The 22,008-nt window shown below is 73.4% G+C and carries 21 protein-coding genes; 6 read left to right on the forward strand and 15 right to left on the reverse strand.

The genetic code is table 11. From position 1 onward, the window contains the following. Positions 1–55: 55 nt before the first annotated feature. Both JOD64_RS00695 and JOD64_RS00700 read right to left on the reverse strand, forming a co-directional pair. Positions 56–664: a bifunctional 4-hydroxy-2-oxoglutarate aldolase/2-dehydro-3-deoxy-phosphogluconate aldolase gene (locus JOD64_RS00695; RefSeq protein ID WP_204940368.1), complete on the reverse strand. Its 609-nt coding sequence runs from the start codon at positions 662–664 to the stop codon at positions 56–58. A gap of 97 nt (positions 665–761) precedes the next feature. Continuing rightward, on the reverse strand, positions 762–1,787 hold the full coding sequence (locus JOD64_RS00700) for a sugar kinase (RefSeq protein WP_204940369.1): 1,026 nt from the start codon (positions 1,785–1,787) through the stop codon (positions 762–764). 309 nt (positions 1,788–2,096) lie between these two features. Here JOD64_RS00700 and JOD64_RS00705 point away from each other — a divergent pair, with 309 nt between their 5' ends. Both JOD64_RS00705 and JOD64_RS00710 read left to right on the forward strand, forming a co-directional pair. Then, positions 2,097–3,281: a low temperature requirement protein A gene (locus JOD64_RS00705; protein WP_204940370.1), complete on the forward strand. Its 1,185-nt coding sequence runs from the start codon at positions 2,097–2,099 to the stop codon at positions 3,279–3,281. Positions 3,282–3,424: 143 nt separating this feature from the next. After that, complete coding sequence (locus JOD64_RS00710; RefSeq protein WP_204940371.1) at positions 3,425–4,603, forward strand: low temperature requirement protein A; 1,179 nt, start codon at positions 3,425–3,427, stop codon at positions 4,601–4,603. Positions 4,604–4,613: 10 nt separating this feature from the next. On the opposite strand, the gene JOD64_RS00715 is transcribed toward JOD64_RS00710, so the two are convergent. The 8 genes from JOD64_RS00715 to JOD64_RS00750 form a co-directional block, all read right to left on the reverse strand. Then, complete coding sequence (locus JOD64_RS00715) at positions 4,614–5,186, reverse strand: nucleosidase (protein WP_204940372.1); 573 nt, start codon at positions 5,184–5,186, stop codon at positions 4,614–4,616. A 56-nt stretch (positions 5,187–5,242) separates the two neighbouring features. Continuing rightward, positions 5,243–5,812, reverse strand: coding sequence for a hypothetical protein (locus JOD64_RS00720; protein ID WP_204940373.1), 570 nt, complete (start codon positions 5,810–5,812; stop codon positions 5,243–5,245). 21 nt (positions 5,813–5,833) lie between these two features. Continuing rightward, positions 5,834–7,027, reverse strand: coding sequence for an ABC transporter permease (locus tag JOD64_RS00725; protein ID WP_204940374.1), 1,194 nt, complete (start codon positions 7,025–7,027; stop codon positions 5,834–5,836). After that, complete coding sequence (locus JOD64_RS00730) at positions 7,024–7,761, reverse strand: ABC transporter ATP-binding protein (RefSeq protein WP_204940375.1); 738 nt, start codon at positions 7,759–7,761, stop codon at positions 7,024–7,026. Before JOD64_RS00730 ends, JOD64_RS00725 begins: the two co-directional genes overlap by 4 nt. Next, on the reverse strand, positions 7,761–9,005 hold the full coding sequence (locus JOD64_RS00735; RefSeq protein ID WP_204940376.1) for an efflux RND transporter periplasmic adaptor subunit: 1,245 nt from the start codon (positions 9,003–9,005) through the stop codon (positions 7,761–7,763). Before JOD64_RS00735 ends, JOD64_RS00730 begins: the two co-directional genes overlap by 1 nt. A gap of 46 nt (positions 9,006–9,051) precedes the next feature. Continuing rightward, positions 9,052–10,686 (reverse strand): sensor histidine kinase, encoded by a 1,635-nt coding sequence (locus JOD64_RS00740; RefSeq protein WP_307813145.1) that lies wholly within the window; start codon positions 10,684–10,686, stop codon positions 9,052–9,054. 14 nt (positions 10,687–10,700) lie between these two features. Continuing rightward, the gene (locus JOD64_RS00745; RefSeq protein ID WP_204945835.1) at positions 10,701–11,453 is read right to left on the reverse strand and encodes a response regulator transcription factor; all 753 of its coding nucleotides are present in this window, start codon (positions 11,451–11,453) and stop codon (positions 10,701–10,703) included. A 70-nt stretch (positions 11,454–11,523) separates the two neighbouring features. After that, the gene (locus JOD64_RS00750; RefSeq protein WP_204940377.1) at positions 11,524–12,816 is read right to left on the reverse strand and encodes an efflux RND transporter periplasmic adaptor subunit; all 1,293 of its coding nucleotides are present in this window, start codon (positions 12,814–12,816) and stop codon (positions 11,524–11,526) included. A 287-nt stretch (positions 12,817–13,103) separates the two neighbouring features. Between JOD64_RS00750 and JOD64_RS00755 the strand changes: the two genes are divergently transcribed. Together JOD64_RS00755 and JOD64_RS00760 are read left to right on the forward strand one after the other, a co-directional pair. After that, positions 13,104–13,739, forward strand: coding sequence for a hypothetical protein (locus JOD64_RS00755; RefSeq protein ID WP_372434064.1), 636 nt, complete (start codon positions 13,104–13,106; stop codon positions 13,737–13,739). Positions 13,740–13,976: 237 nt separating this feature from the next. Further along, positions 13,977–14,411: a Rieske (2Fe-2S) protein gene (locus JOD64_RS00760; RefSeq protein WP_204940379.1), complete on the forward strand. Its 435-nt coding sequence runs from the start codon at positions 13,977–13,979 to the stop codon at positions 14,409–14,411. Positions 14,412–14,448: 37 nt separating this feature from the next. On the opposite strand, the gene JOD64_RS33360 is transcribed toward JOD64_RS00760, so the two are convergent. Continuing rightward, positions 14,449–17,265 carry an Hsp70 family protein gene (locus tag JOD64_RS33360; RefSeq protein ID WP_204940380.1) on the reverse strand — a complete coding sequence of 939 codons (2,817 nt, stop codon included), beginning with the start codon at positions 17,263–17,265 and terminating at the stop codon, positions 14,449–14,451. A gap of 103 nt (positions 17,266–17,368) precedes the next feature. Continuing rightward, entirely contained in the window at positions 17,369–17,827 is a 459-nt protein-coding gene (locus tag JOD64_RS00770; RefSeq protein WP_204940381.1) for a GNAT family N-acetyltransferase, read from the reverse strand. A 324-nt stretch (positions 17,828–18,151) separates the two neighbouring features. Here JOD64_RS00770 and JOD64_RS00775 point away from each other — a divergent pair, with 324 nt between their 5' ends. Both JOD64_RS00775 and JOD64_RS00780 read left to right on the forward strand, forming a co-directional pair. Then, entirely contained in the window at positions 18,152–18,844 is a 693-nt protein-coding gene (locus JOD64_RS00775) for a response regulator transcription factor (protein ID WP_204940382.1), read from the forward strand. Beyond that, the gene (locus JOD64_RS00780) at positions 18,837–19,850 is read left to right on the forward strand and encodes a sensor histidine kinase (protein WP_204940383.1); all 1,014 of its coding nucleotides are present in this window, start codon (positions 18,837–18,839) and stop codon (positions 19,848–19,850) included. The genes JOD64_RS00775 and JOD64_RS00780 overlap by 8 nt, the downstream gene beginning before the upstream one ends. Before the next feature lie 4 nt (positions 19,851–19,854). Here JOD64_RS00780 and JOD64_RS00785 read toward each other — a convergent pair whose 3' ends face one another. From JOD64_RS00785 to JOD64_RS00795, 3 genes are read right to left on the reverse strand one after another with little or no spacing between them, the layout of a single operon-like run. Further along, positions 19,855–20,559 (reverse strand): class I SAM-dependent methyltransferase, encoded by a 705-nt coding sequence (locus JOD64_RS00785; protein WP_372434066.1) that lies wholly within the window; start codon positions 20,557–20,559, stop codon positions 19,855–19,857. Further along, complete coding sequence (locus JOD64_RS00790) at positions 20,556–21,236, reverse strand: TIGR04282 family arsenosugar biosynthesis glycosyltransferase (RefSeq protein ID WP_204940384.1); 681 nt, start codon at positions 21,234–21,236, stop codon at positions 20,556–20,558. Before JOD64_RS00790 ends, JOD64_RS00785 begins: the two co-directional genes overlap by 4 nt. Next, positions 21,233–21,907, reverse strand: coding sequence for a glycosyltransferase family 2 protein (locus JOD64_RS00795; protein WP_204940385.1), 675 nt, complete (start codon positions 21,905–21,907; stop codon positions 21,233–21,235). Before JOD64_RS00795 ends, JOD64_RS00790 begins: the two co-directional genes overlap by 4 nt. Between the last annotated feature and the right edge of the window lie 101 nt (positions 21,908–22,008).

Consider the following 22,008-nt stretch of genomic DNA (forward strand, 5'->3'; position numbering starts at 1 on the left):
CCAGCCACCCAACCCCGGCGCATAAACGACATGGCACAAACCCGCCACCGCTGGCTCAGGTCGCGGGCTTGGTCAGCTCGGCTAGTTGGTCCAGCTGGTCTGGGTCGGACAGCGCTGAGCCGACCGCCACCACCCGTACGCCGGCTTGCAGGAACGCGGCGGCGTTGCTCGCGTCCAGGCCGCCGGTCGCGACGAAGCGCAGCTGCGGCAGCGGGCCGGCGACGGCCTTGAACCAGGCCGGCCCGAGGGAGATCGCGGGGAACGCCTTGAGCCAGGTGAGGCCGTGCCGCAGCGCCTGCTGGGCCTCGGTCGGGGTGGCCACACCGGGCAGGTGCGGCAGGCCACGCGCGGCGGCCGCGTCGGCGACCGCGAGGTCCAGGCCGGGCGCGACGGTGAACGCGGCACCCGCGTCGGCGGCCGCATCGACCTGTGCGACGTCGAGCACGGTGCCCGCGCCGACGATCCGGCCGCGCTCGGTGCCCGCCTCGACGGCGGCGCGCAGCGACGGCACGGCATCGGGGGTGGCCACCGGGACCTCCACCACGTCGATGCCGAGGTCCCAGGCACGCTCGGCGAGCCGGACGGTCTCGGCGACCGGCAGGCCGCGCAGGATCGCCATCACCCGGGCGCCGCCGAAGATGTGGTCGAAGTCCGCTGTGGTCATGCTGCACTCCATCTGAGGTAGCGGTGAATCTGTTACCCGGTGGTCCGGTCGGACCACGACGTTGCCCGGTGGTCCGGTCGGACCACGACGACACGACTCAGGTCGTCGCCCGCGTGCCGGTCAGGTCGAGCGGCGACCAGGCGTCGGCGGGGGCGGCGATCAGCCTCTCGAACCAGGCCCACGGCGGGACCGGGGCATTGTCACCGCTGCTGGTCAACGCCTGCGCCGCGACCAGGTGACCGAGGCGCAACCGCCGAACCGGGTCAAGCCCGCGCAGCAGACCGGCCAGGTAGCCGGCCGCGAACGCGTCTCCGGCGCCGACCGGCTCCACCACCGTCACCCGCGGCGCCGGGACGAAGATCGGCTCGGCGTCACGGCACAGCACGGTGGCACCCACCGCGCCGTCCTTGACCACCACCGTCTCCGGTCCGGGCAACAGTTCGCGTACGGCCATCGGGGTGGCGCTGCCCCACAGCGTCTCCGCCTCGTCCTGGCCGACGAAAACCAGGTCGCAGCGGTCGGCGAGGTCACGCAGCACCGGCGCGGCCTGCTCGGCGGGCCACAGCCGGGCCCGGTGGTTGACGTCGAAACTGATCAGCGCCCCCACCAGCGGTCGGTTGGTCACCGCGTGCTCGACCAGCGCCCGGCAGGAGGCGGAGAGCGCCGGGGTGATCCCGGACAGGTGCAGCACACGGGCACCGGCCAGCCCCGGGGCGGCCAGCGTGGCAGGGTCCATACGGGAAGCCGCCGATCCCGCCCGGTAGTAGTGCACGGCGGTCCCGTCCGGGCCCGGGTCCTTGACGTACATCCCGGTCGGGGCGCCCGGGTCCACGCTGACCTGGTCGACGCGGACGCCCGCGGCGGCGACGTGCCGGACGACGGCCCGGCCGAAGGGGTCGTCCCCGACCCTGCTCACCCAGGCCGCCTGGTGCCCCAGGCGGGCCAGGTATCCGGCCACGTTGGACTCCGCGCCGCCGACCGAGACGGCGACCTGTTCGGCGTGCTCCAGCGGCTCACCGGGGGCGGGGCAGAGCACCACCATCGTCTCCCCCACTGCTGCCACCTCGACCGGCGGGGGAACCGCCGGGACGGTCACCCGGTCAGGTCGAGGGTTGGTCGGCATCGGGGCACACGTCCTCGCGGCGGGGGTCCTGGGCGTCGCCGAGCCTAGGTCCCCCGCGCGAGACGAGCAACCCGCTGCGGGGGGTGCTTCCCGAGGGTCAGGGCAGCGTCAGCCCGTACGCGGCCAGCACCTCCGCGATCGGCTGGTAGTAGTAGTGGTGCCGCCGGCGGTGCAGTTGCCGGCGCCGTAGAGCCTGCTGCCGCGGCAACCACAGGCCGCCCTCTTCCCCGACTCGCGGGAAACGCCGATCCGGGGACGAGCCACTCCGGCACCGCCGATAATCCTCGGAGACACGGCGGGAGGCCGGGCATGACCACCGGAGAAAATGCGGCGCTGGTACGCCGGATGGAGGGGTCGGCCCGGGCCACGCTGCTGGAGTTGCTCTTCGACGTGGTCTTCGTGGCCGCCCTCGCGCTGATATCGACGCTGTTGACCGAAGAGCGCACCTGGTCCGGCATCGCCAAGGTGCTGCTGATGCTGACAGCCATCTGGTGGACCTGGTCGCTCACCGCGACCACGACCGAGTTCTACAACCCGCGGCAGCGCCCGATCCAGGCCGTCCTGATGATCGCCATGGTCGGTTCGGTGGGGATGGCAGTAGCGCTGCCGATGGTCAGCGTCGGGCACCTGCTGCTCTTCGTGTTCTCGTACGTCGGCACGCATTTGCTTCGCTGCATCATCCTGGTCGCCGCCCTGCACCGGCAGGGGCACCACACGGCCAGGCAGCGGGCTACCCGGTTTCTCTTCTGGTTCACGGTGTCCGGCGTCTTCTGGGTCACCGGCGCGCTGTCAAACAGTCCCAACTGGGGGCTCTGGACCATCGCCATCGCGATCGACCTGGTCGCCTCGGCGGCCCGCTACCCCACGCCCCGGCTGGGCCAGGTGCCCATCGACCAGTACAAGCGGATCACCGGGCACCTGGGTGAGAGGTACCAGCAGTTCGTCATCCTGGCCCTCGGCGACATCGTCCTGTTGCCGACGCTGCAGGTCAGCCGGGGCGACCTCGAATTTCTCCGGGTCGTCGCCCTGCTCTGCGCGTTCGCCACAATGCTGCTGCTCTGGCAGATCTACGTCTTCCGCGCGAGCGAGTTGTTGGCGGCGGCCGAGGCCAAGGCGCACCGGCCGGTGCGGCTGGCTCCGTACACTCATCTGGTGCTGTTGGCCGGCGTGGTCGCCACGGCGGCCTCGTTCGAGTTGGTCGTCGGCCATCCGACCGGAACGACACCGGTGCGGTGGCTCATGTTGATCGTCGGCGGCCCGGCGCTGTTCGTGCTCGGTCGCGTCCTGTTAGCCCTGCTGGTGTCCTGGGTCGTGCCGTGGCGGCGAGTGGCCTGGCAGCTCGCGCCACTGCTGGTGCTGCCGTGGGCCGGCGGCTGGCCGCCGCTGTTGGTCGCCGCCGTCGTGGCGCTCGCGCTGGCCGCTCACATCTTCGTCCCCGCCGGCGACCGGGAGACCACGCCGGGGCTGAACGTACGGCGAACCGACAACGACTGACCTCAGGCGAGGTGCACCCAGCGACGGCGAACGCCGTGGCAACCTCCGGCCGCCCTCTTCCCCGGCCCGCCGGAATCGCCGATCCGGGGACGGGCCCACCCGGCACCGCCGATAATCCTCGGAGACACGGCGGGAGGCCGGGCATGACCACCGGAGGCACCGCGGCACTGGTACGCCGGCCGGACGGGTCAACCCGGGCCACGCTGCTGGAATTGCTCTTCGACGTGGTCTTCGTGGCCTCGCTCGCGCTGACCTCGACACTGCTCGCCGGACGCCACACCTGGTCCGGCGCCGCGATGGTCCTGCTGATGCTGACGGCGATCTGGTGGACCTGGTCGGTCACCTCCACCACCACCGAGTTCTACGATCCGCAGCAGCGCCCGATCCAGGCCATCCTGATGGTCGCCATGGTCGGGTCGGTGGGGATGGCCGCGTCGCTGCCGAAGATCTCCAGCGGGCACGCGCTGGTCTTCGCCATCGCGTACGTCGGCACGCACGTGATTCGCGGCATCATCCTGATCACGAGTTTGCACAAACAACATCACCGGTCGGCCATGATCCGCGCCGCCCGGTTCCTCTTCTGGTTCCTGGTGTCCGGCGTCTTCTGGATCACCGGCGCGCTGTCCGGCACGGTGAGCTGGACCCTCTGGACCATCGCCATCACGATCGACCTGCTCTCCGCGGCGGCCCGCTACCCCACGCCCTGGCTGGGCCGGGTGCCCCTCGACCAGTACGAGCGCACCACCGCGCATCTGGGCGAGCGGTACCAGCAGTTCGTCATCCTGGCCCTCGGCGACATCATCCTGGTGCCCACCCTGCAGGTCAGCCGGGGCGATTTCGGCGGGCTCCGGGTCGCCGCGTTGATCTGCGCGTTCGCGGTCATGCTGCTGCTCTGGCAGGTCTACGTGTTCCGGGCCGGCGAACTGCTGGAGGCCGGGGCCCGGGCGGGGCGGCCGGCGCGGGTGGCTCCGTACACCCATCTGGTGATGCTGGCCGGGGTGGTCGGCACGGCGGCCTCGTTCGACCTGATCGTCACCCGGCCGACCGGCACGACGCCGGTGGGGTGGCTCCTACTGATCCTGGGCGGCCCGGCACTGTTCGTGATCGGGCGTGTCCTGTTCACCCTGCTGGTGTCCATGGTCGTGCCGTGGCGGCGAACGCTCTGCCTCCCCCTGCCGCTGCTGACGCTGCCGTGGGCCGGCAGATGGCCGCCGCTGCTGGTCGCCACGATCGTGGCGCTCGGGCTGCTCAGTCACATCCTGATTCCCGGAGCGACCCGGGAGACCACGCCGGGCCTGCGGCTGCGGCGATCCGACGACTGACCCTGCGCAGTCAGGCGAAGTGTCGAGCGGCCCACGCGGCGAGATCCCGGGCGCACGCGTCCACCGACTCCCGCCAGGTTCGGGCCGCACCCTCCCCCGCCTCGTCGCTGACCTGCTTGACCAGCCGGCACGGCACACCGGCCTGCGCGGCGGCCCACGCCACCGCGTACCCCTCCATGTCGACCAGGTCGGCACGCTGCGCCAACCGGTCCCGCGCCGCGTCGTCGGCCACGAACGTGTCGCCGGTGGCCAGCACCGCGCCCTCGGTGGCCAGCGACAGCGGCGCCCCGTAGGTCTCGCCGGTGAGGGTACGCAGCAGGGCGGTGTCCAGGTCGTGCTGGAGCACGGTCGCGACCTCGTGGATGCCGGCCCACCCGGGGCGCAACGCGCCGGCCGTGCCGAGGTTGAGCAACAGCGAGGGGCGCGGCCCGGCGGCCAGCACCGCGGCCACCGCGCTGGCCGCGTTCACCTTGCCCATGCCGGTGAGCAGCACCGGCAGCTCGGGAGGCAGATAGCTGGCTTCCTCCCCGACGGCGAGCACCACCAGCGGACGATCGGCCCGGACCGTACCCCGAAGATTCACCGGAGCATCGTACGAGTCGGCCCGGCGGCGGTACTCGGCCGGCTCGGCGGCGACGCTCAGCCTCCGGCGGTGACCGTGGTGGCGGTGACAGTGCCGTCGGCCGCCGGGCCGCCCTGCACGGTGACGCTCTGCCCGGCCTTGAGTGCGGTCAGCTTGCTGACCTCGGCGATGCGGACCGCGGTGTCGTCGGTGGTACGGACGGTGACCACGGTGCCGTCGGCGGTCTCCACGTAGAGTGTTCCACCGTCGACCAGCTTCACCTTCCCGCTGGTGGTGGCCGGCGCGGTCGCGCTGCCGGGGGCACCCGCGCCGTTGTGGCCCGCGCCGTTCTGGCCACGCCCGGCGGCACCGGGGAAGGCGGTGGGGAAACCGCCCGGGAAGCCGGCCCTCCCCGACCCGGCAGTGTTCGGCGGCTCGCCCCAGCGCTGCTGCACGTGCACCCCGCCCAGGAAACCGGCCAGCACCAGCACCAGGGTGCCGAGCACGGCAGTGGCCCGGTTCCACCAGCGCTGCGGCGCCGCCGCAGCGAGCGCGCCGGTCAGGTCGCGATCCGGGGCCCCCGCCGCTGTGGGCGTCTGCGGGTGATCGTCGACCCGGTCGAAGGTGACGGTGTCGCTGCTGTCCATGTCGTGTCCTCGCATGTCGGCCTACTCGTAGCGCAGGGCATCGATGGGACGCAGCCGGGCCGCCCGGGCCGCTGGCAGGCCACCGAAGAACAGGCCGATCGCCACCGAGACGCCGAGGGCCAGCCCCACCGAGCTGGGCACGATCACCGGGTGGACGCCGACAATGGTGAACTGTGCACCGATCAGCGCCGCCGCCACCCCGAGCGCCCCGCCGAGGAGGCTCAGCATCGTCGCCTCCACCAGGAACTGGGTCAGCACGGTACGTCGGCTGGCGCCGAGCGCCTTACGGATGCCGATCTCGCGGGTCCGCTCGGTCACCGTGACCAGCATGATGTTGGTGATGCCGATGCCACCGACCAGCAGGCTGATCGCGGCCACCGCGCCCAGCAGCACCGTGAACGTGTCGGCCGTCTCGGACTGGGTCTGCAGGAGCTGCGCGGCGTTCTGAATCCGGTACGGGGCGTTGCCCGAGGTGGACGCCGGCAGGCGCTGGGCGAGCACCGTGGAAACCTGCCCCTGGGCCGCCGGCACCCGGCCCGCATCGGTCGCCTCCACCAGGATCGAGTTGAGCGGCCCGTACCCGGTGAGCACCTCGCGTACCGCCCGCAGCGGGGCGATCACGGTGTCGTTGGCGTCCTGGAAGCCGGTCGAGGACTTCGCCGCCAGCACCCCGACCACGGTGAACAGCGCGCCCCCCACGGTGACCTGCCGACCCACCGGATCCCTGCCCCCGAACAGTTCGTCGGCCACGGTGCGGCCGAGGACGACCACCCGACGGCCCTGCGCCTCGTCGTCGGCGCTGAAGGCGGCACCACTGTTCACCGGCGAATTGGCCGCGGTGAACCAGCTCGGCCGGGTGCCAACGAACTGTGGCACTTCGTGATCGGTGCCCTCGAAGGTGAGGGTGGTGCTGGTGGTGACCAGCGGCGAGACCGACCGTACGTCGGGCGCGAGCAGCGGGTCGACGAGCGCGTCGGCGACCTCAAGGGTCAACCCTCCACCGCCGCCGCCCCGGTTCGCGCCGGTCACCGTCAGCGTGTTGGTGCCCAAGGCCTCGATCCGATTCGTGATCACCTGAGCGGAGCCGTTGCCGACCGCGACCAGCAGGATCACCGCGGCGACCCCGATCAGGATGCCCAGCATGGTCAGCGCCGAGCGCAGCTTGTTGGCGGCGACCCCGCGCAGCGCGAACCGGACGATCTCGGCGAGGTTCATCGCCCCGCCGCCGCTGCGGAGTGCCGCCCGCCCTGCCGGACGTCCGAGCGGATCTGCCCGTCGAGCAGCCGGATCAGCCGCCCCGCGCGGGTGCCCACCTCCGGCTCGTGGGTGATCAGCACGATGGTCCGGCCCGCTGCGTTGAGCTGGTCGAAGACCGCCAGGATGTCCTCGGTAGAGCGGCTGTCCAGGTTGCCGGTCGGCTCGTCGGCGAGCACCAACGCCGGCTCGGTGACCAACGCCCTGGCCACCGCGACCCGCTGCTGCTGGCCGCCGGAGAGCTGGTTGGGCTGGTGGCCGGCCCGGTCGGCCAGCCCCACGGCGTCCAGCGCGGCGAGCGCCCGCCGCCGCCGCTGACCGGCCCGCACTCCGGCGTACGCCAGCGGCAGCTCGACATTGGCCAGCGCGGAGGTCCGCGGGATCAGGTTGAACGACTGGAAGACGAAACCGATGAGCCGGTTTCGGACCAGGGCGAGCTGGCGGTCGGCGAGGCGGCCGACATCCACCCCGTCCAGCAGATACTGCCCGTTCGACGGCACGTCGAGACAGCCGAGGATGTTCATCAGAGTGGACTTGCCGGAGCCGGAGGAGCCCATGATCGCCACATAGTCGCCGGCCGCGACGGTGAGCGAGATTCCGCGCAGGGCATGCACCGCCGCCGGGCCCTCGCCGTACACCTTGCTCAGTGCGCGGACGTCCAGAACCGGTGGTCGTGCCGCGTTTCCTGGAGCCATCAACGAGTCCCGTTCCCGCCTCGGCCACCGCCGTTGGGGAAGCCGCCCCCACCCCGGAAACCACCGCCGCCCGGGAAGCCACCGCCGCCCGGAGGGCCACCCCCGGCGCGCGGAGCGCCGCCGGTGCCACCCGTGCTGTCGCCCTGCGGCAGCACCACCCGGTCTCCCTCGGTCAGCCCGGCGGTGACCTCGTACGCCTGATCACCGACGAGACCCACGGTGACCCGCCGGCTCTCCTGCCCGGCCTCGGTGAGCACCGTGACGGTGTGCCGATCGCCGGCGCCGGAGACCGCGGCCGAGTTGACCAGTAGGACGTCCTTGGCGGTCCCGGTGACCACGCTGACCCGGACGGTCTGCCCCGGTTTGGCGCCGGCCGGCAGTTTGGTCACGCTGACCGACACCCCGTACGTGACCACGTTGTTGGTGGTGCTGGCCTGCGGATCGACCGCGACCACCGCGCCGACGGCCTGCGCGCTCTGCAGCGCGTTCCAGGTGATGGTGGCGGGCTGTCCGACCTTCAGCTTCGTCGCGTCCGCCTCGGCGAAGCCGGCCGTAACCTGGAGCTTCGTCAGGTCGGCCAGCTCGACGAACCCGCCGCTGGAATTGGAACCGGAACTGCTGGAGCCGGAGCCGCCCTTCGGCCCGCCGGTCGAGCCGCCAGTCGCGCTGGCGGCCGAGCCGTTGCCCGCGGACCCGCCGGCAGAGCTGCCGACGGTGCCGTTGACCGCGACCACCGTGCCGGCCATCGGCGCGGTCAGTCGGGTGCCGCCCACCCCGGCCTGCGCCTCGTCCACCGCCAGCTCGGCCTGGGTGACCGAGTTCTCCGCCGACGAGGTGTCCGAACCGCCCTCCTCGGCGCGGTCCAGGGCATCCCGCGCGGCGGTCAGGTTCGCCTTCGCCACATCGAGGTCGCGCTGTGCGGCAGCTGGATCGACGGCGGCCAGCAGTTGCCCTTTCTTCACCACCTGGCCGACCCGCACAGAGATCGAAGTGACGGTACCGGCGGTGGCAAAGCTGGCGCTGGCCGTCGACGCGCTGCTCACCGAGCCGTCGGCGGTGACGGTAGCGGTCACCGTGCCCCGGGAGACACTGACGGTCCGCGCGCCGGTGGGCCGGCCTGCCTGCGCCGAGTCGCCGCGCACGGACAGCCAGGCCCAGCAGCCACCGCCGGCCAGCAACAGGACCAGGGCGGCGTTGACCGCGACGGGAGGCTGGCGCAGGACGGCCGGCAGGCGCACTCGCATGCCGGTCAGCCTCGCCGGCGCGCCTGGGAGGATCTTCGACGCAAGCTCAGAGCTGGCTCGGAATCGGCGCCGCCGGGTCGTCGTCCGGCGACGTCGACCGTGAAGGTACGGCGGGCAGCAGCACTCGGAAGGTCGTCCCCGCGCTGGCGGAAGTCTCCAGCTCGATCCAGCCGCCGTGCGCGTGCACGATCGACGCGGCGATGGACAATCCCAGCCCGGAGCCGCCCCCGCTGCCCCGGCCCCGGCTCTCCTCGACGCGGTACAGCCGCTCGAAGACCCGACCGGCATGGTCGGCGGGGATTCCCGGCCCGTCGTCGTGCACCTCCAACACGGCGAGCCCGTCGGCGGTCACCGCGGTCGCCGGGCCGGACCGGACCACCGGCCCGGCCGGCGCGGTGGCCAGCCAACCGATCCGCACGGTCACCGCTGCCGCCGCAGGGGTGTGCTGCACCGCGTTGCCGACCAGGTTCGCGGCAACCTGACGCAGCCGGTGCTCGTCGCCGAGCACGGTCGGCGTCGCGAAGGTCGGGTCGTGTTCGGCGAGGGTGCTCAGCCGGATCGGCCGACCGGGCGTACGGGCGTGCGTGTCCCGGATGGTGTCGGCGGCTATCTCCAGCAGATCCACCGGACGCAACGTCGGCGTACGCTGCCGGTCCAGTCGGGCCAGCAGCAGCAGATCCTCCACCAGCACGCCCATCCGGGCCGCCTCGCTCTCGATCCGGCCCATCGTCTCGTCCAGTGCGGGGCCGGCCGGGGCACCGCCCCGCCGGTACAACTCGGCGAAGCCGCGGATCGAGGTCAGCGGCGTCCGCAGCTCGTGCGAGGCGTCCGCGACGAACTGCCGTAGCCGGCGTTCGGTGGCTGCGCGGGCGCTCATCTCAGTGCCTATCCGGTCCAGCATCAGGTTCACCGCGGCACCCAATCGGCCCGGCTCGGTGTGCGGGTCGGTGTCGTCCACCCGGTGCACGAGGTCGCCGCCGGTGATGCCGGCGACGACCCGCTCCATCCGCGTCAGCGGGCGCAAGCCGAGCCGAACCACCGAGGCGGCCAGCAGCCCGAGGCCGAGCAGCACCCCGCCGGTGACCGCGACGTCGATGAGCAGCAACCGGTCGGCAGTCTCGGTCGTCTCGGCCAGAGAGGCCCCGACCACCACGACCGCGCCGGTGCTGCCGGCCGGCACGGCGTACAGCCGCCAGTCCGCGCCGCCGTCGCCGCCGGGTGCGGTGTACGGGCGACCGGCACGGGCGCGGGCGGTCACCTCGGTCAGCGGACCCGGGTCAGGCGCGGCCTCGCTGGGGGTGCTGCTGTGCTCGGCGTCGCGGGTGCCGTCGGCCCGGTAGTACAGGAACAGTTGGTCCGGCCCGAGGCGGGCGAGCCGGCCGGGTTGCGCGCCGGGAGGCCCGTTGCCCGGCCAGGTGCCCGCCGATTCTGGCGAGGCGGTCGACGTGGTGGACGGTGTCGGGGCGGGCACGGCCGACGGGTAGATCGTGGCCAGGGCCGGGCGGGGCCCGCCGGTGAACGGGCGGACCTGCGCGGCGAGCTGCTCGTCCACGCGATCCAACAGGTAGCCACGCAGCAGCATCAGGCCGGCCGCGTTCGCCCCGATCAGGCCCAGCGTGGCGAGCGCCCCGACGACCAGGACCAGCCGGGACCGCAGCGTCCAGTGCGACCACGGACGCACCCGGGGCAGCCCGCTCACTCGTCGCCGCGCGGCAGACGCAGGGTGTAGCCCACCCCGCGTACCGTGTGGATCAGCGGCGGACCGGTCCGGTCCACCTTGCGCCGCAGGTAGTAGACGTACGACTCGACGATCCGCCCGTCGCCACCGAAGTCGTAGTTCCATACCCGGTCCAGGATCTGCGCCTTGCTGACCACTCGACCGGCGTTGAGCAGCAGATACCGCAGCAGCCGGAACTCGGTGGGCGACAGGTCGACCGGTCGGCCGCCGCGGCGTACCTCGTGGGCGTCCTCGTCCAACTCCAGGTCCGTGTAGCGCAGCGACCGGCTGTCCGAGGTGGAGGGCAACTCCGAGCGGGTACGCCGCAGGATCGCCCTGATCCGCAGCACCACCTCCTCCAGGCTGAACGGCTTGGCCACGTAGTCGTCCGCACCGGCCACCAGGCCGGCAACCCGATCTTCGACGGTGTCCCGGGCGGTCAGGAACAGCACCGGCACCGGCCGGCCAGCGGCCCGCAAACGCCGAGCCACCTCGAAGCCGTCCAGGTCAGGCAACATCACGTCCAGGATGACCAGGTCCGGGGCGAACTCCTCCACGACGGTCAGCGCGGCCCGCCCGGACCCCGCCACGCGCACGTCGTACGCGACCAGCCGCAAGGTAGCGGCCAGCAAGGTGGAGATGTTCGGCTCGTCGTCGACCACCAGCAGGCGGGCGGCGGCGGGTTCGCCCTCGGCAGTCGGGGTGGGGCCGGCCGTGGCAGGCCGGAGGATGTCGGTGTGCACGGGAGATGACTACCGGACCAGCCTCCGCGAAAACTGTGCCGAACCTGTGCGTGGGCTGTCACCAGGAGCGCAGCACCAGCTCACCGGGGGCGAGCCCGGAGGTTATCTCGGCGTACTGGTTGCCGCGCAGTCCCAGGGTGACGGTGCGGGCCGGCCCGCCGCCGGCCGGCAGTACGGTGCCGGTGTGGTCGGGGCCGTCGTGCACGGCGGTCGACAGCACGCGCAGCACGTCTGACACGGCACCGGTCCGCACCGTCACCGCGGCGCTCTGCCCGACCAGCAGGTTCTCCGGGGCGACAGCGAAGGACAGCACCACGCCGTAGCGGACCATCGTGCCGTCGACCGCGCCGACCGGGTCGACCTGCACCACGGTCGCCGGGAACGTCTGCCCCGGCCGGTCAGCCAGGGACAGCGTCGCGCTCTGCCCCACCGCGAGCGCCCCGGCGTCGGCCTCCGGGAACTTCGCCGACACCTGCATGGAGTACGTGTCGGCCAGGGTGATGAAGGTGGCTCCGCGGGTGACCTGGCTGCCCACCGGTCCGGCGATGGAGAGCACGGTGCCTGCCATCGGCGCGGTGATGGTGGCGCCAGCGACTGTTTGCCGCGCCTCGCTGAGGGTGGCCTCGGCCTGGTTGACCCGGCGTTGGGCGGCCAGAATCTGATCCGTACCCCCGGTGGTGCCTCCGCGGTCCGCGCCGCAGCGCGGGCCGCTCTGCCCAGGGGCGGTCGGCGTCCGGGGAGCGCTGGGTACGCCGGTGACACTCGGCGCGGGCCGGCCAGGCATGCTGGTCGGCGTGGCGGAGCTTGCCGTGGGTCGGGGCGTCGGGCTGTCACTGGCGGTGGGTGTGGCAGTCGACGGCGTCGTCGTGGCCTGCGCAGAGCGCCACACCACCGGCCGCATCCCGGAGCCGGCGCCGGCCGGGCAGCTCACCACCGGGTCGTCGTCGACGGAGTCCCGGGCCATGGTCAGGGCGGCTCGGGCCTCGGCCAGGTTGTCCTCGGCGTCCTGGACGGCATCCGCCGCCCCGGCGGCGTCCGCGTCGGCGATCGCAGCAAGCCGCTGGCCCACCTTGACCACGCTGCCCGGCCGGACGCCGACCGTTTGCACGGTGCCCGCGACGCTGAAGCCGAGGCTGCGGGTGGTGGCCGGCCGGACGGTGCCCGAGGTGGCCACCTCAACCGCGACCGGCCCCCGGTCGACGGCCACGGTCACCGGCCGGGCCGGCGCGTCCTCGGCGTCTGCGGCCCAGACGCGCACCCCAGCCACGCCGAGCAGCAGCACGCCGACGGCACCGGCCGCCCACCAACGGGCCTGCCGGGTACGCCAGCGTCGCTTCAGGCCGATCCCCATGGTCGGCCAGTCTGCGCACCGCGCCTCGCGGTCGGCTCGACCCCACCTCAGAGTTGGCTCGGAGCCGGTAACACCGGCGCCGCTCGCCTGCGGGCTCCGAGCGCACGGCCGACCCGGTCGGCACCTGGGCCGGCACCTCCGGGCCGGCAACTCGCGCCGACGTCCCGGACCGACGTCCCGGACCGACGTCCCGGACCGCTCCGAGGGAACTCCGAGCCGGATCTGAGCCGCCGACGAGGTACGACCGGTTCGCTGAGCAGGTCCCGGAGAAGGCCTGAGGAGTCCCTGTGCCGTTGACTGCAAGATACCGCCGGCTCGCGGCCGTACTGACCACCACCGCCTCGGCCGTTCTGCTGCTGGCGGCCTGCGGCGGCGGATCGGACGACGGCGACACGTCGAGCGCCGCAGGTGGGGCGGGGAACGCGTTCGCCGCGTACCAGGAGTGCCTACGGGACAACGGCGTGACGCTTCCGACGTTGGACCCGTCCCGCGTCCCGGGCCGTGCGCACGGCACCGCCCGCCCGTCGGGCTTCCCGACTGCCCGCCCGTCCGGCTTTCCCACTGCCCGCCCGTCCGGCTTCCCGACCGCCCGCGCGTCGGGCAGTGCGGACCCGTCGCGCGGCCCGGGGCGGGGCTTTCCGGGCGGCGGCCGGCCGGAGGGGGTCGACGAGCAGACCTGGCAAAAGGCACAGCAGACCTGCGCGTCGGTCCGACCCAGCGGCCGGCCGAACGGCTTCGGCCGACCGGGCGGGTCGGGCTCGCCGGACGGCCGACCGGGCGGGTCGGGCGATGGGCGGGCGACCGCGTACCGCACCTGCCTGAGCAATCGCGGCCTCGATCCGGACCGGCTCGACAGCGGCGACGCGAAGACCCGCGAGGCGGTGACCGCCTGCGCGGTGCTCAGCCCGTCACCGACGCCCTGACCGTCGCGGCTGCACTCTCACCCTCGATCAAATGATGAAAAGTAGGTCCCGGGAACGGCACTGACCTACTTTTCATCATCTGATCACCGCACCCGCCGTGCGACGGGCGACCGTGTCGGGCGCTCGGGCGTCCAGCCAACGTCCAGCCTCGTCGCATCGCGCGCTCAGGCTGGTGGGGCACGCTGAGCCGGCGAGCCACCGGACCCGTACGGTGTGCCGACGAAAGAGGTGACCAGGATGTACGACGGGCAGGAGTTCCTCCGCGACAACCGCTGGTGCGTGAGCCGGCGCGGGTTGCTGACCGGGGTGGGTGCCCTCGGCGCCGCCGGGCTGCTCAGCGCCTGCGGTGCCGGCGAGAGCTCGACCGCCAGTCAGGCGGCTGCCCCGCCCGGCACCGTACTGGCCCGCACCGGAGACGTCCCGGTCGGCGGCGGCACCGTCACCGCCGGTGTGCTGGTCGTCCAGCCGGAGGCGGGCACCTTCAGGGCGTACGACGCGAGCTGCCCACATCAGGGCGTCCGGGTCGGCGCACCCCGTGACGGGGTCGTCACCTGCCCCGCGCACAACTCCACCTTCTCGCCCAGCGACGGCGCTCGCCTGGGTGGCCCCGCCCCGAAAGGCCTCACGGAAATCCCCATCAAGGTCGAAGGCGAAAACATCACCCACGCCTGACCAGCGCAGGGCAGGGGGCAGCGGGGGCAGCGGGGGGTTAGTCGTTGGCGAAGCGGTACAGGACGAAGTCCTTCTCTGCGCCGCAGGCGATCACGTGGGTGTTCCACGAACAGGACTCACTGCGGACGTCCTTCAGCTCGCCCAGGTCGTCGACCTCACCGGACTCCGCCCACACACCAGCCAGCACGCGATTGTCCACGGCAATGCTGGGCGCCTTGGCGAAGAACAGCAGGTTGCCCTCGTCCAGTCGGACCGCCACGCCGTCACGGTCGCGCAGCACCGGTTCGCCGGCGACGTCGAAGAGGGTCGCCTTCGGCTCCGAGGACTCCCGCTGGGCGAGCACCTGCTCACCCAACGGGACCAGGTCGGTCACGCCCGGCGCCGGCCAGGTGATCGCGCGTTCTCCCTCCCTGGCCGCCACCACCTCGGCGCGCTGGACGTCGTTGTTCGGCACCTGCAACAGGCAGGCCCGCCGTTCCCCGCAGGCCACCAGTTCCGTCGGGCGGTACGAGTCGTTTCCGGAGCGGTGCAGCACCACCGGTTCCGCGTCGGACCCCAGGTCGTACGCCAGCAACTGGTAGCCGCCCTCGTTGGCCGCCACGTACAGGCGGTCCTCGTGTGCGACCACCAGGTCGTCGAGGTCGGCGACGCTGCCCCACGTGCGCAGCACAGTGCCGGTTGCCATGTCGAGCAGCCGCACCGACCGGTCCGCACCCACCTGGACGAGTCGCCGCCCCTTGGTGGTCCACGGGTTGCGGGGCGTGCCGTCGAGGAAGGCCGGTCCACCCGCCGCCGCATCGGTGCCCACCGGCCGGACCACGGTACGGCTGCCGTCGTACTGGTCGCGGGGGTTCGGCTCGGTCCACTTCGTCGAGCCATCGGTCAGGCGCAGGCCGACCAGCCGGGCCTCGCCCCGGTCCACCAGCACCGCCGTGTCATCGGCGAAGTAGACGTCGTCGTCACCACGGACCGCGCGTTGCCAGCGTTGGGTGCCCGAACGACCGTCGAGGACGGCCAGCGGGCGGAGCGTGCTGTCGCCCGGCGCGTCGGCGAGGACCGCAACCGCCCCCGGGACAGCGATGATCCGCTCCCAGTCGTCGGCCCGCACGTCGGTCGCCTTGCGCCACAGCTCGTCGCCGGTGCTGGCGTCGACCGCCACCACCTCCAGACGGTCGTCGGGTAGGGGGTACCCGAGGTAGGCCCGGTCGCCGAGCATCGCCGTCCACATGTCGGTCGGGCGCTCCGGGCCGGCCCCTGGCCGGGACAGCTCACCCAGCGACCGGAACTCCAGATCCGGGTAGCGGTCACGGGTGAGGTAGAGCGTCGCCGCGGTAGCCACCCCGACCAGGGCCACCACCGCACCGAGCACCACCCAGCGCGCCCGCCGCCAGCGACCCGCACCCGCCGCCGACGGCGGGGTCGAGCCGACCCAGCCCGGCCCGCCCGGGCCTGCCGGCGGAGTCGCCCCCGGCCAGGGCTGCGACGGTACGGTCGGCGGTATCGCCCCCGGCCAGGGCTGCGACGGCACGGTCGGCCCGGCCCCAGCCGGCACCGTCGGCGCAGCCCCAGCCGGCGCGGCCGGCGCAGCCCCATTCGGCACCGTCGGCGCGGATGGTGCGGCCGACCCGGGCGGTGCCGGCGGACTCACGGGGGTGGGCGCGGGTGGAGCGGGTGCGGCGATGTGCGGCCCGGCGTAGGCCGGAGCGGGCTGCGGTCGGCGCAGCGGCAGGTCGGTCAGCGCGCCCTCGGCCACCGGCAGCTCCGGCTGGTCCAGCACGGTCGGCGCGATTCCCAGTTCGGTGTGCAGCATCCGGGCCACCAGCGGAATCCGCGACGAGCCGCCGACGAGGAACAGCCCGGCGAGTTGGTCGGGGGTGAGCCCGGCGGCCGCGATCACCTCCCGGGCCCGGTCCACCGCGCGGCGTAGCAGCGGTGTGGCCACCCGCTCGACGTCGGCCCGGGTCAGTCGGACAGCTTCGGCCACCCCCGGCACCGCGACCGGTGCCGTCGTGGACCGGGACAGGGTTTCCTTTGCACCTCGTACCTCGTCCCAGAGCCGCACCTGGTCGCGGCGCTGCGCCGGGTCCGCCGGTCGGGTCAGCCGGGCCCACTGCGCGGCGTGCCGGTCACCGATCAGCTCGCCAACCCGCCGCACCAGTGCGGCGTCGAGATCAAGGCCGCCCAGGTCGGGCAAACCACCGTCGGCGACCACGGTGAAGCCGGAGTCACCCCAGGGGTCCGCGCCCTCGTTGCGCAGCACCGCGACGTCGAGCGTTCCGCCACCGAAGTCGAAGACCGCGATCGCGTCGCCGACCGGCACCGGGCGGTGCAGCACCTGCGCGTAGTAGCGGGCGGCGGCCACCGGCTCCCGCAGCAGACGGGTGCCCGGCGGCGTCGGCCCGGCAAGGGTGTGCTCGGCCGCCTGCGGCCAGCCCGCCTGCAGCAGCGCGTCGGCGAGGACCTGCCGCCGCGTGGCGTCCCAGGCGGCCGGGCAGGTCAGCACAGCCGGGGGCAGGAAGCCCACGGTGCCCACCGCGGCCCGCGCGACCGCCGCCAGCACTGCGGCGAGCAGGTCCGACGGTGGGTACGAACGGTCGCCGAGCAGCACGGTCGGCTCATCCACCCGACGCTTCGGGTTCGCCTCGAACCGCGCCGGGTCCGCCTGCGCCAACCGTCGGGCGTCCCAGCCGGTGTGCAGAGTGCCGTCCGGGTCGGCGTACACGGCCGACGGGCTGACCGGCTGACCGTCCATCAGCAACGGACGGGTCCGCCCGTCCGGCCAGCGCAACACGGCGACGGTGTTGGACGTACCGAGGTCGACGCCGAGGGCGAAACCCTCGTGCTGGCCTGCCATCTACCCGATACCTCCGCCGTGACGAGGGAACTCGACCCCGCATCGTACGCAGACCGCGCCGCCCTGCTGATCAGTCGGTCAGGGGGCGGGCGGTGACGCGCGCTCAGTCGGCGGAGCGGGCGCCGACGACCTCACCTCCACTGGTTTCCCCGGTCGGTCGGAACCCGAGCTTCAGGTAGAACTGCTCCGGGCCGTCCGCCCCCGGTTTCCACGTCGTGTAGACGCGCTCGTGCCCACGTCGGCGCGCCTCGTCCCGGACGGCCTGCACCGCGAAGCGGCCGTACCCCCGGCCCTGATGCTCGGCGGCGATGTTCAGCCGCCACAGGCCCGAGCGGAGGTCGTCGGGTCGGTCCGGGTGCCACACGATGTCGAAGAAGCCCATCAGGAAGCCGACGATCTCGTCGTCCTCGACGATCAGCCGTGGCCACGCGACCTCGGGCTGCGCGTACGCCTCAGCGAGGGACCAGGCGACCGGAGAGGAGAACTTCTCCTGGTCCGGCCGCACATTCACCCGGCACGCGGCCTCGACGTTGTCCGGGGTGATCTTCACCAGGCGTGGCATGGCGGCCACCTTACCGAGCGGGGCCAAGTTGGAGGCCGTCGAGCAGTCGTCGCAGACAGCGGGCTGCGCGCCCCCGCTCGACCCGGTCCGGGTGTGCAGGACGCCCGAGTCAACCACGCGCTCCTGATCGACTCCATATCGGCGACATCGCGGCATCCGAGCGGCTGGATACCGCAATGTCGGCGATATGGAGTGGATCGTCCGCGGACCACGCCGGACCCCGTCGCGCCAGTGCGGAACGGACGGCAGGACGTAAGAGGATCGCAAGATCTGCCCGATCGCCGACTGCAACGGCGCTGGCTAGGCTGGCCGGGGAGGTGGCCGGTGGCGCAGCGGGTGCTCGTGGTCGACGACGACCGGACCGTCAGCGATGTGGTCTGCCGGTACCTGGAACACGCCGGCTACGACGTGAGCCACGTCGGGGACGGTCTGGCCGCGCTGGACGCCGTGCGGGATCGGGCACCGCACCTGGTGGTGCTGGATCTGATGCTGCCCGGGCTGGACGGGTTGCAGGTGTGCCGACGGCTGCGGGAAGGGCCGGACGGCGTACCCATCATCATGTTGACCGCGCGTGGTGACGAGGCGGATCGGGTGCTCGGCCTGCAGTTGGGCGCCGATGACTACCTGGGTAAGCCGTTCTCCCCGCGTGAGCTGGTGTTGCGGGTCGGTTCGGTGTTGCGCCGGGTCGGGGAGCCAGCGGAGCCGGCGGCCGAGTTGCTGGTCGACGTGGGGCTGGAGGTGGCCACGGGGCCGCGGATCGCCCGGCTGCACGGCACTGAGCTGGCCCTGACGCTGCGTGAGTTCGACCTGTTGGCGCACCTGATGCGGCACCCGAGGCGGGCATTTCGCCGCTCCGAGCTGCTGGAGCGGGTGTGGGGTTGGAACTTCGGCGACCAGTCCACCGTGACGGTCCACGTGCGGCGGTTGCGGGAGAAGATCGAGGACGACCCGGCCGAGCCGCGTCGGATCGTCACGGTCTGGGGCGTCGGCTACCGGTACGAGCCGACCGATGCGTGACCTTGCGCTGATCTTCGGGTTGGCGCTGGCGGCGGCGCTCGGCGTGGGCCTGCTCGGGGCGTTGGCGCTGCGGCTGCTGCGCGCCCGATCGATCACCGTGCACGTGTGCGTCCTGCTCACGGTCACCGTGACCGCCGTGGTGGCTGGTGTGGTGGTGGTCGCGCAAGCGATGTTCCTCTCCCCACACGATCTCCAGGTCGTGCTGCTCACGGTGGCCGCGGCGGCGACGGTGAGCCTCGGCGTGGGCTGGTATTTCGGGCGCCGGTTGGCGACGGCCGCGGTCTGGGCGGACCAGGCCCGGGAGCGGGAACGGCGGGTCGAGAAGGGTCGCCGCGACCTGGTCGCCTGGGTGTCGCACGACCTGCGAACGCCGCTGGCCGGCCTGCGGGCGATGGCCGAGGCGCTGGAGGACCGGGTGGTCGACGATCCGGCGACGGTCGCCGAGTACCACCGGCGGATCCGCGGGCAGACCGACCGGATGACCCGGCTCGTCGACGACCTGTTCGAGCTGTCCCGGATCAACGCCGGGGCACTGCGGCTGACACTGTCGGCGGTGCCGCTCGGCGAGGTGGTCTCCGACGCCCTGGCCGGCACCGCACCGCTGGCCGAAGCCCGACGTGTCCGGCTGGTCGCCGCCGAGTCGGGCTGGCCGACCGTGCTGGCCAGCGAGCCCGAGCTGGCCCGGGTGGTGGGCAACCTGCTGCTCAACGCCGTGCACTACACCCCGAGCGACGGCACCGTCCGGGTCGAGGCCGGGCGTGAGCACGACGCCGCGTGGCTGGCGGTCGCCGACACCTGTGGCGGCATCCCGGAGGGCGACCTGCCCCGCCTGTTCGACGTGGCGTTCCGAGGGGAACCGGCTCGCACACCCCGCTCGGGCGGCGAGGGCTCCGGCGGGTTGGGCCTGGCGATCGTGCGGGGCCTCGTCGAGGCGCACGGTGGCCGGGTGGACGTGCAGAACGTCGTCGGCGGCTGCCGCTTCGTGGTGCAACTCCCGGCGGCCTGAGCCGTCACCGACCCGGCCCCAGCTCACCGAACCAGCGCCGGTCACGGCGGAACACCTCCCGCACGGACAGGCCCGCGGCCTCGGCGACCGGGTGGACGGCGCGTACGTCGAGCCGCGCCCAGCGGAACGCCGGCCCCAGCAGCAACCTGCCGGCGTGGTGCGCGGACGCTACCCGCGCCTGGCCCTGCCAGAGCCCGGCGCCGGGCGGCTCCAGCTCCACCAGCACCGTGCCGTCGGGTACGAGCAGCTCCCGGCACCGGCGCAGCAGCGCGACCGGCTCACCGCCGATGCCGATGTTGCCGTCGATCAGCACGGCGTGCGCCCACCGCCCCTCGCCGGGCAGCGCGGCGAACAGGTCCCGGTGCAGCGCCACCGCACCCCGGGCGCGCGTCAGCCGCACCGCCACCGCCGAGACGTCCACACCGACCGCCGTCAACCCGGCCTGCGCCAGCGCGACGGTGAATCGGCCCGGCCCGCAGCCGAGGTCGAGCGTCGGCCCGCCACAGCGGTCGATCAGCCCTGCGACCGCCGGCTCGGCACGGCCGTGCCAGCGGTCCACCGGCAGCGGGCTGCGGACGCCGTCGCCGTACATCAGCCAGCGCCCGCCGACTGTGCGCTGCGCGAGTGCGGCAGCGAACCCGTCCGCCCCGCCGTTCTCGGACGGCCCGTCGGGGACGGCGACCCGCAGCGGCGTGTCGACCGGATTCACCAGCGGCCCCGCGGCACCAGGGTGCGGTGGACCGCCGCGACCTGCCGGGCGAACCGGCTGTCGGGCACCTCGGCCGCCACCGCGAGCGCGTCGGGCCACTCGTCGACGTCGCGCAGCACCGGCAGCGGCGCGGCGTGCAGCCCTCGCCCGGTCAACGCCTCCCAGGTGTCCCGGCCGGTGTCGTGCGTCGACATCCGCACCGCACGCAGCACACTCGCGTGCCGGGCGTCGCGCAGGCCCAGCGCCCACCAGCCTCCGTCGTGCGCCCGGCCGAGGACCGCGTCGGCGGTGCGCAGCCGGCGGGCCGCGGCGGCCAGCCCGGTCGGGGTCACCTGCGGGGTGTCCATCCCGATCTGCAGCACCGGGCGGCCCGGGTACGCGGCTGCCACCTCGGCGTACGCGTTGGCGAGCCGGTCGCCGAGGCCCACGCCCCGCTGCTCGAACAGCGGCCAACCGACCAGCGCGGCGGTCAACTCGGTGACGTCCTCGGCCTCGGTCAACTGGCCCGCGCAGGCCAGCACGGGGGTCACCCCGGGGGTCGCACGGACCGCGTCGAGGGTGTCGCGTAGCGCCGCGGCGGCGATCCGGGCCGCCTGCGCAGGGGTGGCCGGCGGACAGAGGCGGGTCTTCACCGCTCCGGGTACCGGCGCTTTGGCGACGACCAGCAGGACGGTCACCGGGGGCCGTCCACGGTGCGCAGCACGCCGGCGAAGTCGCGGGTGGCGCGCAGGGTGCCCCGCACCGAGCCGGACACCTTGGAGCGGGTGCCGGCGGCCCGGGGCGCGTAGGTGACGTCCAGTTCGTGGATCCGCCAACCGGCGGCGGCGGCGCGGATCAGCAGTTCGAGCGGGTAGCCGAAGGCCCGGTCGGCAACGCCGAGGTCCAGCAGCGCGTCACGGCGGGCCACCCGGATCGGGCTGAGGTCCCACAGGGGTACGCCCCGACGGCGCAGCAACGCCGCCACCAGCGCCGTGCCGGCGCGGGCATGCCATGGCCACACTCCCGCCCCGACCGGCCGTCGCCGGCCCACGCTGAGATCCGCCGCGCCATCCAGTACCGGGGCTACCAGGGCCGGCAGTTCGGCGGGGTCGAACGAGCCGTCGGCGTCGAGGACGCAGACCAGCTCACCGTCAGCGGCCTCCAGCCCAGCGTGCACCGCCGCGCCGTAACCACGGCGGGGCTCGTGGACCACCCGGGCACCGTGCCGGGCCGCCACCTCGGGCGAGCCGTCCCGGGACCCGTTGTCCACCACGATGGCGCGGTAGCCGGGTGGCAGGGCGGTGAGTACGCCGGGCAGGGCGGCCGCCTCGTCCAGGCAGGGCAGCACCACGTCGATCTGAGTCGGCATACCGCCGACGCTAGGACGACGCTCGGGCCTCGGAGGCCAGAATGTGCTTACCGAACCCTTACCACCTGCGCATTTCTTACCGTCCGGTGACGGGCCGGCGG

The organism is Micromonospora luteifusca (assembly GCF_016907275.1).
Classification (GTDB): Bacteria; Actinomycetota; Actinomycetes; order Mycobacteriales; family Micromonosporaceae; genus Micromonospora; species Micromonospora luteifusca.